Genomic DNA, 14,763 nt, shown 5'->3' with positions numbered 1-14,763 from the left:
CATCACCCCCCACCAACCCCAACCCGGCCGGCATCGACAAATCGCTCCGTCGCGTCATCCAGCGCGCGCCCACGCCGTCCCGCCGGCTTGTGCACATACAGCGCCCGCCGATCGGCGAGTGAAGCCTGCGGCAGCGGCAGCTCGTACGCCACCGGCCGGGCGTGATCCGCCATCTGCAAGGCCGGATTGAACACCGAATTGAACTTCCAGACGGTGCGCAGGAAATTGGTCTGGCCGCGCAACAGCAGCCGACCGATGATGCCCGCGGTCTGGCGGATCGCGGCCAGCCCCAGGTGCTTGGTGTTCAGCACCTGCTGCGTCTTCACCAGCTCGGCGTAGAATACGGGCAGCGGCAACGTCGTCGGCAGCACGGCATGCTGGATGTCGAACAGCCGGTAGTCCCGCGTCGTCAGCTTGCGCTGCTCGGTATGCCAGATCTCGGTGCCGGGATACGGCGTCGTGACGCTGATGTTGACGACCTCCGGGATTTCCAGGCACCACCGCCTGATCGTTTCGAACCTCTCCCGGTCCCACGACGGATCGGCGATCAGGTTGATGGCGACGTTGATGCCCAGCGACCGTGCCGCCTCCAGCGCCTGCATGTTGTGGTCGAGGTCGATGCGCTTGCGGAAGCGCCGCAGCCCCTCGTCGTCGATCGCCTCCATCCCGATGAACATGATCTTCAGGCCCAGGTCGCGCCAGGCGCGGAAGACCTCCAGGTTGCGCAGCAGCACGTCGCCGCGCGTCTCCAGGTAATACTGCTTGCGGATGCCGCGCCGGCGGATCGCCTCGGCAATGGCCAGTCCGTGCTTTGCGTGCACGAAGGCCACGTCGTCGACGATGAACACGCCAGGCTCGCGGATGTGCGCCAGTTCCTCGGCGATCACCTCGGGCGAGGCGACGCGGTAGCTGCGGCCATAGAACGTCCAGGCGCTGCAGAACGTGCAATCCCACGGACAGCCGCGGGCGAACTCGATCGAGGCGCAGGGATCGAGCGTGCCGATGAAATACCGCCGCCGCCGCGCCAGCAGGTCGCGCGCCGGGCGGATCGTATCGAGGCTCTCGACGAAGCGCGGCGGCGGCCCCTCGCCGGACCGGCTCACCGCACCGGGCACGGACAGGAGATCGCCGCCGTCCGCCACGGCCCGCAGCAGCAGCGGCACCGCGGCTTCGCCCTCGCCCTTGACCACACAGTCGATCGTCCCGCCGCCATGCATCAGCAGATCGTCGGCCACGAAGCTGGCGCTATGGCCACCGACGAATAGGAAGCACGCCGGCAGGCGCGCCTTGATCGCCTTAGCCGTGTCGATAATCTCCGGCATGTTGGCCAGGTAGTTGCCACCGAAGCACACCGCGTCCGGCCGCCACTGGTCGATCTCCTGCCACAGGCGACGCGGCTTCTCCACCTGCAGGTCAACCATCCGGACGTCGTGCCCGGCGGCGCGCGCCGCGCCGGCGACCAGTTCAAGCCCGAGCGGCTCCAGCGTCAGGAAGACACGTGTGTACATCAGCCCGCTCGGATGGACGGCAAGCAACTTCATGGGGAACCCCCGGATTGGTGCGGCTGACGACCCAAGGCGATCCGACCGGTTTGTTGGCGGCAAGTCGAGGCCCCCAGCCGGCTTGTTGCGCGATCGTGAACGCGAATTCTGCCGCGCCAGATTGGCTACCCGCGCATGGCTGGCCGGCTCAGGCCGTATCCGGATCAGGGATGGGACAGTATCGGAGCAAGGTCGTCGCCCTATCGTCATGGCCGGGACACGCCCCATGCCTATCAGCATCAGCCTGTGGCTGGAGAACGGCCGTTCCCACACCGTCATGGCCCGGCTTATCCGGGCCATGACGGGGAAGCAACGGATCTGGCCGCGGCAATAAGACGAACGACGCCGACTGCCGCGTCCGCGGTCAGATCGTGATGCGGACTCCCAGCTCCACCACCCGGTCGCTGGGAATGCGGAAGAACTCCGTCGCCGGCACCGCGTTGCGGGCCATGATCAGGAACAGGCCGCGGCGCCACCAGGACAGTTTCGGCGCCATGCCGGGCACCAGCACCTCGCGGCCCAGGAAGTAGCTGGCCTGGGAGACGCGCACGCCCAGCTTGTCGGTCTGATCCTCCAGCTCGCGCGGGATGTTCGGGCTTTCCATGAAGCCGTAGCGCAGGATCACCCGGTGGACGCCGGGCGCCAGCTCCGCCACCTCGGCCCGGCGCTGTGGCGAAACCTCGGGGACGTCCTCGTTCTCCACCGTCACGAACAGGACATTCTCGTGCAGCACCTTATTGTGCTTGAGGTTGTGCAGCAGCGACGTCGGCACATAGTCCGGGTTGCTGGTCATGAACACCGCCAGCCCGGGCACCCGGATGATGCGTGACTGCGGCAGCCGGGTCAGGAACGGCGCCAGCGGCATGCTGGACTGCTTCCAGCGTGACAGCAGCACGTCGCGCCCCTGCTTCCACGACGTCATCAGGCCGGTCAGCGAGATGCCCAACGCCAGCGGCACCCAGCCGCCTTCCACCACCTTGATCGTGTTGGCCGAGAAGAACACCGAGTCGATCAGGAACAGGACGCCGAATACGGAAATCGCGGCGAAGCGCGACCAGTGGAACTGCCGGCGGAATACCACCATCGCCAGGACGGCGGTGCACAGGAAGGTGCCGGTAACGGCAATACCGTAGGCCGAGGCCAGGCTGTCCGACGTCTTGAACGCCAGCACCAGCAGCACCACGCCAACCGCCAGCGCCGTGTTCACCTGCGGCACGTAGATCTGGCCTTCCTCCATTGTGGAGGTGTGCCGCACCGTCATGCGCGGCAGGAAGCCCATTTGCGTGCACTGCCGCGCCACCGAGAACGCGCCCGATATCACCGCCTGGCTGGCGATCACCGTGGCCACCGTCGCCAGCAGCACCATCGGCAGCCGCAGCCATTCGGGCCCCAGCAGGAAGAAGGGGTTCTGGATCGCCGCGGTGTCGCCGATCATCAGCGCGCCCTGGCCGAAATAGTTCAGCACCAGGCAGGGCAGCACGAACAGCAGCCAGGAGATCCGGATCGGCCAGGCGCCAAAATGCCCCATGTCGGCATACAGCGCCTCGGCCCCGGTGACGCACAGCACCACGGCGCCCAGCACGAAGAACGCCATGCCTTTGTATTGAATACACAGTTGCAGGGCGTAGGACGGCGAAACCGCATACAGCACGAACGGGTGCTTCATGATCTCCAGCGTGCCGAGCACGCCGATGGCGAGGAACCAGACGATCATCACCGGGCCGAACAACCGGCCGACCCGGCCGGTGCCCTGGCGTTGCATGGCGAACAGGCCGGCGATCACCGCAATGGATATCGGCAGGACGTAGAGCTTCAGGCTCGGCGCGGAGACTTTCAGGCCCTCCAGCGCCGACAGCACGGAAATCGCCGGCGTGATCACGCCGTCGCCGAAGAACAGGCAGGCGCCGGCGATGCCGATCAGCGCCAGCGTGCGCTTGGTCCCGGCGCCGATGGAGACGCGCTGCGCCAGCGCCATCAGCGCCAGGATACCGCCCTCGCCGCGGTTGTCGGCCCGCATCACCAGGAAGACGTACTTGATCGTGACGATGATGATCAGCGACCAGAAGATCAGGGACAGCACGCCCATGATCTCGACAGCGGTGGTCTTCGTCGGATCGAACAGCTGCAGGCTGGCCTTGAAGGCGTAGAGCGGGCTGGTGCCGATGTCGCCATACACGACGCCCAGCACAGCCATCAGTATGCCAAGACCCGGAGCGGCCCTGCCGGTTCCCGCGGTCTCCTGATCGTGGCTCAAATGCTTGACCTCATACGGGGGATGATGCGCGGCGCTGGTTCTCGTCCGGTCACGGTCCTTCACCAGGTTGCCCAGGCTGCCGTTCCTTACCGTGGGGACCAGCCGGGAGCAAGCAAGGGGGCGCCGCCCCGGCCAGGCGCCCGGGCCGAAACCATCCCGGCCGGGCGGTCAGCGCGGAAAGCAGGCGGTGAACTCGGTCCACTCGCGGCGGTTCAGGCCGCTCGTCTCCTGCGTGACGGCCTCGCCGGCCAGCATGCGCTGCAGCACCGCGACCATCTGCGCCGACAGCGTCACCGCGCCCAGCCGGTAATCCCGGAAGGCGGCGCAGGCGATCGGCACCCAGGCCTCGGTGATGCGCAGCATGGTCTCGGCGTAGACCCGGATTTCGTACTGCGCATGCGAGTCGGCCCGCAGCGACAGGAAGTGGAACAGGTTGTGCAGATTGGTCTTCCAGTACCACTGCGTGTAGGTGTTCAGCGTCAGGTTCATCCGCGCCAGTTCCCGCGCCAGGCCGCGGCGGGTGGGATCGGCGTCGTCGCCCTCGTTCAGCATCTGCGCGTAGTGCGCGTAGCAGCGCTCGGCGTCCGAACGCAGCAGGTCCAGCACCTCGGCCGCTTCCGCGCCGTCCAGCACCTCGCCGCGGCCCTGGCGGTTGGTCGCCGACTGGGCGGCGAGGTTCCCGGGGGCGGGGATGTAGAACTCGTTGTCCAGGATGGAGTAGCGCGCCGAGTATTCGTTGACGCTGGCCGTCCTGTGGCGGATCCACTGTCGCGCCACGAAAATCGGCAGTTTGACGTGGAACTTGATGTCGCACATCTCGAACGGCGTGGTGTGCCGGTGGCGCATCAGGTAGCGGATCAGCCCGGCGTCCTCCTGCACCCGCTTCGTGCCGCGGCCGTAGGAGACGCGGGCGGCCTGCACGATGGCGGAATCGTCGCCCATGTAGTCGATGACGCGGACGAAGCCGTGGTCGAGCACCGGGAAGGCCTGGAACAGCATGGCCTCCAGCGCCGGCACCGTCGGCCGGATGGTCTCAGCGGCCGACGCGCGGGCGTCGGCGATTTCCTGCCTCTGTAAATCGTCAGCCACCGATGCGTCTCCCTTGGAACAGCGATTGTCCTTACCGCTTTGCGGTATTGCTGAGAAAGGGGCTTTGCCGGGGCCAATTCGAAAGGCCAGCCTCGCATGATACCAAGGAGGCGGTCAAAGGGCGGCCATTCCCGATCGTCATGCCGGGCGGAGGCCCGGCATCCACGCCTTCGCCTGTATCGGCACCGCAAGGCGTGGATGGCGGCCCTGCGACCGCCATGACGGGCTAAACCAGGCGTCCGAATCATCCCTTCCCCGCCGATTTGCTCGATCGCGCCGCACGGCAACTCGCATTCACGCGGCAGCGGCGCCCGGCTGCGCGACGGTCGCGGCATAGACCCGGCCGAACGCCTCCAGCCCGCGCAGCAGCGACTCGTCATGCTGCCGCAGTTCGTCGAGCGAGCGCTGCGCCGATAGCCGGTCACCGGCGCTGATCGCCATCAGCAGCGCGTCCCGGCTGTCATACAGGGCGCGGCGCAGAGGTCCGATCGCCCGGAAGGACGGCAGCGCCAGCGTCTCGGGGTCGGTGACGGTGTCGTACCAGCCGTCGAAGGCAAAGGTCCAGCGGTCCGCCAGGGCATCCGGCCGCGCGCCGCCCGAGGCCAGGGCAGCGGATGCGCCATCGGCCAGGGCAGCGGATGCGCCATCGGCCAGGGCGCGGTACTCCGCCGTAGTCTGCTTCAGCAGCGCAGCCACCGTCGCCAGGCTGATGGCGTCCACCTCGGCGGCCGGAATGTCGGTGTCGGGGAAGCTGATGTGCAGCCCGACGTCGGACCGCGCCAGCACGTGGCCGTGCAGCCGCCTGGCAAAGCGGGCCAGGGCGATCTCCACCGACTCGCCGGCCTGGCAGTCGGCGGTGGTGACCACGAAGCAGCCGCGCTCGGACACGTTGTGCACTATCGCGGGCGCGGCCTGGCCGCCATGCGTCATCGTCGCCTCGGCATGGCTCGGCCGCCGGCGGTGCCGCCGCCGGTCCACGTCCTTGCTCGAGGTGCGGACCATGCGCACTAAGGCACGCTGCAGGCTTTTCATCGTCTCGTTCAGCGCCAGGGTGTTGTCGCGCACCCGGGTCGCGGCCTCGCCGGTGGCGGCGGCCTCGGCCGACACCTCGTGCGTGCGGTCGCTCATCAGCGTGGCGGCGGCGGCGGTGTCGATGACGTTGCGGGCGATCTCGGCGGTCGCCGCGCTTTGTTCCTCGATGGCGGCGGCGATCGAGCCGACGATGCCGTTGACCTCGCCGATGGCCGCGTCGATCTGGCCCACGGCGGCGACCGAGGCGCCGGTGGCGGCCCGCACCTCGGCGATGTGCCGGGTGATCTCCTCGGTCGAACGGGCCGTCTGCGCGGCGAGTTGCTTCACCTCGCTCGCCACCACGGCGAAGCCTTTGCCGGCCTCGCCGGCGCGGGCGGCCTCGATCGTCGCGTTCAGCGCCAGCAGGTTGGTGCGGGAGGCGATCTCGCTGATCATGTCGGCGACCTGGCCGATGCTGCCGACCCGCTCGTTCAGCGCCTCGATTGCTTCGCGCGTGGCCTGGCTGGCCTGGACGGCGTGCGTGACGGTCTGGGTGGATTGCTGCATCTGGCTGCCGATTTCCTGGATCGAGGCGGTCAGTTCCTCGGCGGCGCTGGCCACCACCGGGGTATTGCCCAGCACCTGCGCCGCCGCGCCCGCCGCGCTGTCGGCCGACGCGCCGGTGCGGCCGGCGGAGTTCTGCATGGCGTCGGCGACCGCGGCCAGGGCGGCGGTCTGGCGGCTGCATTCGACCATCGCCTCGCGCGCCTCGGCCTCGATCCGCTCGGCCATCACCGCCATGGTTTCGGTGCGCACCGCCTCGGCGCGGGCGCGCTCGACCTGCTGTTCGGCGGCGAAGCGCTGGTTTTCGATGGCGTGGTCGCGGAACACCGCGATGGCCCGGGCCATGCTGCCGGGTTCATCCGGACGCTCGGTGCCGGCGACGACGACGTCGGTTTCGCCGACGGCGAGGCGCTGCATCGTGCCGATATGGCTGTCCAACGGCCGCATGATCGCGCGGATCATCGCCGTGGAGACGACCGCCGTCAGCGCCAGCAGCGCGGCGGCGGTAGCATACAGCCAGGTTTCGGCCCTGCCGCGGATGCCGGCGGCCTGCGCCTGCAGATCGGCCGCCATGCGGTCCTCGACCAGCTTGAGGCGGTCGATGCGGGCGGTCGCGGCGTTGAACCATGCGCCGCCGGTGATCCCGTCCAGGTGGCCGTCGATGCCGCCTTCGACCGCCGTGCGGCGCATCCTGGCGACCGTGTCAACGGCTTCCCCGGTCAGGGTCTGCCGCATGAAGGCGGCCCGCGCCGGGGCGGCCGTTTCGGCGATGATGCGGAAATACAGGTCCGGCTGATCGGCCAGCGTCGTCAGGTGGCGCAGCCTGGCGACGTCGAACCGCCCGGCGGCGAAGCCCGCTGCACCGACCGCGCGTTCCTGGCCGGCCAGTTCCTTGGCGTGCAGCAGGCTGAGATAGACCGCAAGTGACCGGGCGACATCCGGTGCTTCGACATCCGTCGCGGCCTGGCCGAGCATGTCGAGCAGCCTGGTGTTCGCGGCCGTGAACCAGGTGAAACTGGTCTCCGGCGTAACCGTCAGGTCACTGACCTGCCGGCGCATGTCGGCGAGGCCGGCGAACGCATCGCGGGCGGCGGCGATCTTATCCGCCAAGGCAGTGCCTGCGGCTCCGGTGCGGATATGCTCCAGCCGGGCGTTGAAGGCGGCCAGGCGCGCGTCGGTGCGCGAGCGTTGCGCCGTCAGTTCCGCGGCCAGTTCGGTGCCCTTGCTGCTGAGGAACCCGCTGGAGGCGCCGCGCTCCCGCTGCACCTCGTGCACCAGGGCGCTGGTGTCGATGGCCAGCGCGGCCAGGGACTCGACGCGCTGCATCGCGGCGACCCCCTGCAACCGCCCGGCCAGCAGGACGCCAGACAGGGCCAGCAGCGTGAGAACCGGCAGCAGCAGCGGCAGGATGATCCTGCCGCGCAGGCCGATCCCCTTGTGCCGGCGGGGATGCCGGCCGTTGCCGGCGGCGTCGGCGGTCAGCGCGGTGTTGTCAGCCGTATCGGAGTCCCTCGGTCGGATTTGCGAGGAAATAACGGTTGAAACGAATAATTTGTATCAATCAGTTAAAGCCATTCATTTCGAATGGTTGTCGTGATGGCGGGCTGCCGCGGTGGTCCCGTGGGGCGTTCCGCGCAGGCGCAACCCGGTGCGTGCCGGGACAGGACGAGTTCGGCGAAGGACCCGGTGGCGAAGGACGGGGCGGAAGAACGGGGTGGCCTGGACCGTTCCCCCTCCGGCATGGCCGGGCATGTCCCTACGGGATGCACACATCTCGGAAACGGTCCGCCGCTGCGTTTCCCTTTCGTCATGGCCCGGCTTGTCCGGGCCACCTGTCGCGGCACAAGTGCTGGAATAGGTGGCCCGGACAAGCCGGGCCATGACGATGGGGGAACGCTCTTGGCGCCCAGGCAAGCACTTGATTTTACGGTCATTTCCGACTCGTTTCCAGGATGTGTGCATTGCGTAGGGCATGTCCCGGCCATCCACCCCCCCACCGTCGAAGCGCAGATGGCCGGGACACGCCCGGCCATGACGGAGGGGAAGAAGCCCGTGCTCCGCCGGACGCCCTATCCTGATACGCACGGGGACATGCCCGGCCATGACGATACGGCGACGACCCCGCGCCGCCCGCAGCCATGCCGGGCCCCGGCCACGGCACCGGATTCCGCCTTCCCACCCTGCCGGTTTGCTCTATCATGCCGCATTGCAAAACGGAGACGGGCATGCAGACGGATGGCCTGAGCCAATCGCAGACACAGACTCTTTCGCCGCCGCACGGGACGATGCAGGGCTATGATCCCGGCGGCTTCTTCTGCGAGATGCTGCGGCCGGGCCAGCCTCCCCATCCCACCCTGACGCTGCTGATGTCCCGCCTCGCCGCCCTGCCGATCGGCTCGTTGCGGCAGCGGGCGATCGATGCGGAACGCGACCTGCTGGAGCGCGGCATCACCTTCACCGTCTATTCCGACGCCACCGCGATCGACCGCATCCTGCCCTTCGACCTGATCCCTCGGATACTGACCCCCGCCGAGTGGCAGCATATTGAGACCGGCGTGGTGCAGCGCGTGCGGGCGCTGAACATGTTCCTGCACGACATCTACCACGAGCGGAAGATCCTGGCCGACGGGATCGTTCCCGCCGAGCTCGTACTGAAGAACGCCGCCTACTGCGAGGCGATGGTCGGCTTCGACGTACCGCTCAACACCTATGTGCATATCTGCGGCACCGACATCGTGCGGGACGAAACCGGGGAGTTCCGGGTGCTGGAGGACAACGCCCGCACCCCTTCCGGCGTCTCCTATGTGGTCGAGAACCGCCACATGAGCCTGCGGGTGATGTCCGACCTGATGACCGGCCTGCGGGTGCGCGGCGTTGACGAGTATGGCTTGCGGTTGCACCAGGTGATGGCCGAGATCGCGCCGCCCGCGGTGTCCGACCCGCAGGTCGTGGTTCTGTCGCCGGGCATCTTCAACTCCGCCTATTTCGAGCATGTCTTCCTGGCGCGCGAGATGGGCGTGCCGCTGGTGGAAGGCCGCGACCTGACGGTGGAGGGCGGCAAGGTCTGGATGCGCACGACCGCCGGCCTCGCGCCGGTGCACACCATCTACCGCCGCATCGGCGACGACTTCCTCGACCCCGATACCTTCAACCCCGAGAGCATGTTGGGCGTGCGCGGATTGATCGAGGCCTGGCGCAGGGGCGCGGTGGCGATCGCCAACGCCGTCGGCACCGGCGTCGCCGACGACAAGGCAATCTACGCCTACATGCCGCGCATCATCCGCTACTACCTGTCGGAAGAGCCGATCCTGAAGAATGTCGATACCCGGATCTGCGCCGAGCCGGACGCGCTGGCCTATACCCTGGACCACCTGCACGAGCTCGTGGTCAAGCCGGTGGCGGAATCCGGTGGCTATGGCCTGCTGATCGGCCCGCACGCCTCGAAGCGGCAGCTTGAGGATTTTGCCAGGCTGCTCAAGGCGGATCCGGCCAACTACATCAGCCAGCCGACGTTGAAACTGTCGGTCTCGCCGACGCTGTGCGACCAGGGCGTGCGGCCCCGCCACATCGACCTGCGGCCGTTCGCAGTCACCGGCAAGGACACCTGGGTGCTGCCGGGCGGGCTGACCCGGGTCGCGCTCAAGCAGGGCACGTTGGTGGTGAACTCCTCGCAGGGCGGCGGAACCAAGGATACCTGGGTGCTCGCATGATGGACACGATCGCCACACAGCACACCGTGCACCTGATCGCCCGCCACGCCGAGGCGACCATCTGGCTGGCGCGGTACATGGAGCGGATCGAGAACCTCGCCCGCATCCTGGACGTCACCAACACCTTCGCCCGCGACCCCGACGACACCCGCAACTGGCTGTCGATCCCGCGCATCAACGGCGACCTTGTCGCGTTCAACAAGCGCCACGCCGTCGCCACCCAGGGCAGCGTCGGCGCGTTCTACCTGCTGGACGCCGGCAACTCGACCTCCGTGCATGCGTGCATCAGCGCCGCGCGGGAGAATGCGCGGATGCTGCGGGCGCTGATCTCGACCGAGATGTGGCTGCAGATCAACGTGTTCTACGGCCATATCCGGGCGCTGAACGCGGACAGTATCATTCCCGAGCATTTCACTGCCGTCTGCAACATGCTGAAGGACGGCGCGCAGGCGCACACCGGCATCACCGAGGGCACGCTCTACCGCGACCAGGCCTGGCACTTCTACATGATCGGCCGTTCCCTGGAGCGGGCGGACCAGACCACGCGCCTGCTGGATACCCGCTTCCACGCCCTGGTGCCGCGCACCGACGCCGGCGACAACATCGACGCCGGCCACTGGAACGCCCTGCTGCGCGCGGCGGCGGGCTACCACGCCTACCGGCGGGAACACCCGAACGGCTACCATCCGCAGGAGGTCGCCTGCTTCATGCTGGCGAACCGGGCGTTTCCCCGCTCGGTCGGGCTGAACCTGGGCCGGATCGAATGGCACCTGAGCCAGTTGCGCACGTCCTATGGGCTGCGCGGCATGGCGGCGGCGCTGGAGCGGCTGGACCAACTCAACGGCACGATGACGTATGAGCACGTCACCGAGGTGGCGTCGCGGGATTTGTCGCCGTTCCTGGACTACGTGCAGCGGGAGATCGGCGCGCTGCACCAGGATATCGTGGCGACGTTCGGGGGATGAGGGGCTGGCGTCGCCGCGCGTGGAGCGGCAATCGGATCGTCAAATCACAGCAGACCGCATGAAAGTCGGGACGCGGAGGCGGCCTGTCTTTATCGTTATGGCGTGGCTTGTCCGCATAGGCGCTGACTTGGAGAGACAGGGCCGGGTCCGTTGCCTCAACGTCATGGACGGGACACGCCCAGCCATGACGTTGAGGCGATGACCCTGCGGAACCGTATTTTCGAAGCAGCGGCGTTCACTGCGGGTGATCAGCTCCATCAGGACATTTATCGGCGTCATTGCCATGCAGGCCGAACGTGACGCTGCTCCGCACACGCTGACTCGGCGTGAGCGGCATTGCCAGACCGCCCGACGGAGACCTTGGTCAGCTACCGAACCGCCTACGATCAAGCCAGGCCGCCTGACATGTCACCGAATGAGGGCGATGCGACCGTCGATCGTCCCGCTAAGCGATTATTAACCAATCGTGGTTAACTAACCTCCTTGGCCGAGATGTTACCTGCGAACGTTCGAACCTGCGCGGCCGTCGTTTCACGCCGGTCGCTGCTTTTCTTGCTTGAACCAAACTTCGTTCCACGGGCTTGATGGCCGCCACACCGAAAATACTTTACCGCCGAGGGTCGTTTTCAAGTCCAGGGATGGAGCGCGTAAGGTGGCTCCCTACGGCCCCAAGATTTGTTCGGGATATCGTGGCTTTTCTTCCAACGCCTCTGGGCGCAGGGATCCTTTGGGTAAGGGGCAAATCGGGCGGGGTATCGACCAGCGAGGCCCCGCTGCTTCTCACGGGATCACAACGGAATTGGGTTGTCCGGGCGGACCAGCCGCTCGATCCCCGCCTGACCCTGAGCGAGTCACCGATTGGCAGCGGACACTGGCTGTGGGAGGCTTCCGGCGATATGCCCTATGTCGAGTACTACGATGCGCTTTGTACTGCTAACACACTGTTTACATGAATCGTACTAACATGCCGTGTTATGGTTGACGATGGTTGGAGTGCAGGAATGCCCATAGGGGCTTCAGGTCAGTGGCTGGTGGATGCCGGAGTGCACTTGTTAAGTCGCGCCGATCAACTGGTCTGGGAGCAGTGGGTTGCCGAAGCCGGTTGGGCGCCGTACAGGCCGGAACCATCCATGCTGCCCCCGGCCGTCGCCATCGTGGCGATAAACGCACTGAAAGCTTTGGTGGAGTCCCTGCAGGCAGATATCCGGAACGGAACCCTGTCGCAGGATGACGCCCTGGATTGCCTGGGCGATATCGATCGGGCAACCGCCGAGATTGCAGGATTGCAGGCCGATGCCTGCCGGCGAGCCACGACACCGGTTTACGAAATCCACTGAACGGCTGGCCTGTTCCGTCGCTATCTGCACGCCAGGAGATCACTTCAAGGGTTTCATGTAGCCGGAGTACAGGTTACCCTCGTCGCCATGACCCGTGCTATTCGTTCCTCCGTCTGCCCGCACGACTGCCCCTCCACCTGCGCGCTGTCCGTCGAAGTCATCGACGGCCGGCGCATCGGCGCCGTGCGGGGGGCCGACAACAGCTACACCGCCGGCGTCATCTGCAACAAAGTCTCCCGCTACGCCGAGCGCATCCACCATCCCGACCGCCTGACGCAACCGCTGCTGCGCACCGGCCCGCGTGGCAGCGGCCAGTTCCGCGCCGTCTCCTGGCCGGAGGCGCTGGACCGCATCGCCGAGCAGTTCACTGCCGTCGCCGCGCGCCATGGCACCGAGGCGGTCTGGCCGTTCTACTACGCCGGCACCATGGGCCTGGTGCAGCGCGACGGCATCAACCGGCTGCGCAACGTGATGCGCTACTCGCGGCAGAAGCTGACGATCTGCACCGCGCTGCCCGAGGCCGGCTGGATCGCCGGCGTCGGCGCCAGCCGCGGGGTCGATCCGCGGGAGATGGCACGCTCCGACCTGATTGTCGTCTGGGGCGGCAACCCGGTCTCGACCCAGGTGAACGTGATGACCCACGTCGCCCGCGCCCGCAAGGAACGCGGCGCGAAGCTGGCGGTGATCGATCCCTACCGCACGCCGACGGCCGCGGTCGCCGACATCCACCTGGCGCCGCGGCCGGGCACCGACGCGGCGCTGGCCTGCGCGCTGATGCACATCGCCTTCCGCGACGGCCACGCCGATCGGCGGTATATGCAGGACTACGCGGATTGCCCGGACGCGCTGGAAGAACATCTGCGCAGCCGCGATCCCGCCTGGGCCGCCGCCATCACCGGCATCCCGGTCGCGCAGATCGAGGCGTTCGGCACGCTGTATGGACGGACGAAGCGCAGCTACATCCGTGCCGGCTACGGCTTCGCCCGCAGCCGCAACGGCGCCGCCGCGATGCACGCCGTCACCTGCCTGCCGACGGTCACCGGCGCCTGGCAGCACGAAGGCGGCGGCGCGCTGTGGTCGAACCGCGGGATGTACAAGCTCAACAAGGCGCTGATCGAGGGCCTCGACGCCGTCGACACCCGCATCCGCAGCATGGACATGAGCCGCATCGGCTCGGTGCTGACCGGCGACCGCGCCGAGCTTGGCGACGGCCCGCCGGTGCACGCACTGCTGATCCAGAACCAGAACCCGCTGGAGGTCTGCCCCGACAGCAACCGCGTGCGGCGCGGCTTCGCGCGGGATGACCTGTTCGTGGCCACGCACGAACAGTTCTTAACCGAAACGGCCCGCTGGTCCGACATCGTGCTGCCGGCGACGATGTTCATGGAGCACGACGACCTGTACCAGGCCGGCGGCCACGGCCACCTGCAAATCGGCGCCAAACTGATCGACCCGCCCGGGGCATGCCGCTCGAACCACGAGGTGATCCAGGGACTGGCCGAACGGCTCGGCGCGAAGCATCGCGGCTTCGACATGACGGCAATGGAGATCGCCGACGCGACCCTGCGGGCCTCGGGCTATCCCGACGCCGCGACGGTGCTGCGGCAACGCTGGGTGGATGCGACGCCGCCATTCCAGACCGCGCATTTCCTCGACGGCTTCCCCACCCCGGATCGGCGCTTCCATTTCGCGCCCGACTGGGCCAGCTTAGGCGACCGCAAGGGCGTATTGCCGAAGCTGCCGGACCAGCTGGACAGTATCGACGCCGCCACGCCGGAGGCGCCGTTCCGCTTGGTGACAGCGCCGTCGCGCAGCTTCCTCAACACCAGCTTTTCCGAATTGACGTCGGGCCGCAAGCGGGAAGGACGGCCGACGGTGCTGCTGCATCCCGGCGACGCGGCGCGGCTCGGGATCGCCGACGGCGCGAAGATCCGCCTGGGGAACCAGCGCGGCGAGGTGGTGCTGCACGCCCGGATCGCCGACGGCCAGCAGCCCGGCGTGCTGGTGGCGGAAAGCATCTGGCCGAGCGCGTGCTTCGAGGGCGGCATCGGCATCAATGCCTTGACCAGCGACGATCCGGGCCCGCCGTTCGGCGGCGCGGTGTTCCACGACACCGCTGTGTGGCTGCGGGCCGAGGCGGCCGAGGTTCCGCTGGCGGCGGAGTAGGATTACAGTTGCGTTTCTGCCCTTGGGCGTCGATTGGGCTCATGTCGCCGAAATCCGGTTCAGTGAAAACAAGGATTTACCGGACGACAACGACCCCACCGAGGCGGCAAAAAGTGTGAAACTCAA

General features: G+C 67.5%; 8 protein-coding genes. 4 read left to right on the top strand and 4 right to left on the bottom strand.

What is annotated here, in order from left to right:
* Nucleotides 1–2: 2 nt before the first annotated feature.
* The 4 genes from hpnR to CCS01_RS09240 all read right to left on the bottom strand — a co-directional run bounded on the left by hpnR (nucleotide 3) and on the right by CCS01_RS09240 (nucleotide 7,785).
* Nucleotides 3–1,541 carry a hopanoid C-3 methylase HpnR gene (gene hpnR, locus CCS01_RS09255; RefSeq protein WP_104518539.1) on the bottom strand — a complete coding sequence of 513 codons (1,539 nt, stop codon included), beginning with the start codon at nucleotides 1,539–1,541 and terminating at the stop codon, nucleotides 3–5.
* Nucleotides 1,542–1,905: 364 nt separating this feature from the next.
* Nucleotides 1,906–3,735 carry a potassium transporter Kup gene (locus CCS01_RS09250; protein ID WP_104518538.1) on the bottom strand — a complete coding sequence of 610 codons (1,830 nt, stop codon included), beginning with the start codon at nucleotides 3,733–3,735 and terminating at the stop codon, nucleotides 1,906–1,908.
* A 228-nt stretch (nucleotides 3,736–3,963) separates the two neighbouring features.
* On the bottom strand, nucleotides 3,964–4,884 hold the full coding sequence (gene thyX / locus CCS01_RS09245; RefSeq protein ID WP_104518537.1) for an FAD-dependent thymidylate synthase: 921 nt from the start codon (nucleotides 4,882–4,884) through the stop codon (nucleotides 3,964–3,966).
* A 294-nt stretch (nucleotides 4,885–5,178) separates the two neighbouring features.
* Complete coding sequence (locus CCS01_RS09240) at nucleotides 5,179–7,785, bottom strand: methyl-accepting chemotaxis protein (RefSeq protein WP_104518536.1); 2,607 nt, start codon at nucleotides 7,783–7,785, stop codon at nucleotides 5,179–5,181.
* Nucleotides 7,786–8,684: 899 nt separating this feature from the next.
* Here CCS01_RS09240 and CCS01_RS09235 point away from each other — a divergent pair.
* From CCS01_RS09235 to CCS01_RS09220, 4 genes are all read left to right on the top strand, one after another.
* Nucleotides 8,685–10,169: a circularly permuted type 2 ATP-grasp protein gene (locus tag CCS01_RS09235; protein ID WP_408887480.1), complete on the top strand. Its 1,485-nt coding sequence runs from the start codon at nucleotides 8,685–8,687 to the stop codon at nucleotides 10,167–10,169.
* Nucleotides 10,166–11,134, top strand: a complete 969-nt coding sequence (locus CCS01_RS09230) for an alpha-E domain-containing protein (RefSeq protein ID WP_239992070.1) — start codon at nucleotides 10,166–10,168, stop codon at nucleotides 11,132–11,134. The genes CCS01_RS09235 and CCS01_RS09230 overlap by 4 nt, the downstream gene beginning before the upstream one ends.
* Before the next feature lie 1,001 nt (nucleotides 11,135–12,135).
* Nucleotides 12,136–12,471, top strand: a complete 336-nt coding sequence (locus CCS01_RS32625) for a hypothetical protein (RefSeq protein ID WP_146101633.1) — start codon at nucleotides 12,136–12,138, stop codon at nucleotides 12,469–12,471.
* Between the two features lie 87 nt (nucleotides 12,472–12,558).
* Nucleotides 12,559–14,637, top strand: coding sequence for a molybdopterin-containing oxidoreductase family protein (locus CCS01_RS09220; RefSeq protein WP_104518534.1), 2,079 nt, complete (start codon nucleotides 12,559–12,561; stop codon nucleotides 14,635–14,637).
* Nucleotides 14,638–14,763 lie beyond the last annotated feature (126 nt).

Source organism: Rhodopila globiformis, from assembly GCF_002937115.1.
Taxonomy (GTDB): domain Bacteria; phylum Pseudomonadota; class Alphaproteobacteria; order Acetobacterales; family Acetobacteraceae; genus Rhodopila; species Rhodopila globiformis.
This window is presented reverse-complemented; position numbering and strand designations above follow the sequence as displayed.